At 44.4% G+C, this 513-nt stretch carries 1 protein-coding gene; it reads left to right on the top strand.

Annotated elements, in window-relative coordinates; all coding sequences use genetic code 11:
* Positions 1–513 (top strand): DUF3187 family protein (locus R7P74_RS29515; RefSeq protein WP_318124312.1); only part of this gene is annotated, 513 nt, incomplete at both ends.

Here is a 513-nt window from a genome sequence, read left to right on the forward strand (position 1 = left end):
CTTCGATCTTACGCTCAATCGCCAATGCAAGTGGTCAGTCATACCAACCATCTCCGCTCTGGGTTTAGCTTGCCTTCAGAGTACATAGAAGCTTATGGCTCGGCGACAATAGCGAGTGTTTGGGCTCATACCGACGAATACGCTTTGGATTATTACCACAACCAATTAGAAATTGGAGCTAAGTGGCAAGTCAGTTCTCAATGGCAATGGGAACTCAATTATCGCTGGGTATTTGCTGCGGATAATCATCTGGATGGCTTAACAGAAAGCTTTCATGACCTATTTGGAATTGGACAAAACGGGCGAGATAAAGTTGATAAAAACCGCTTTTACATCTCAATGCCGCAATATGATGTGTTGGAAGACGGCTTCGAAGGCCAAACCATCGCGAACAACCTCTCGACGTACGTTCAATACCAAATATTGCAAAATGAACGTCATGGTCTTTCGCTAGGAGGAAGCCTCTATTATAACAAAGTCGCGCACGGTACCTTTAAAGGCAGTAACTTTGAG

Source organism: Vibrio sp. 2033 (assembly GCF_033339735.1).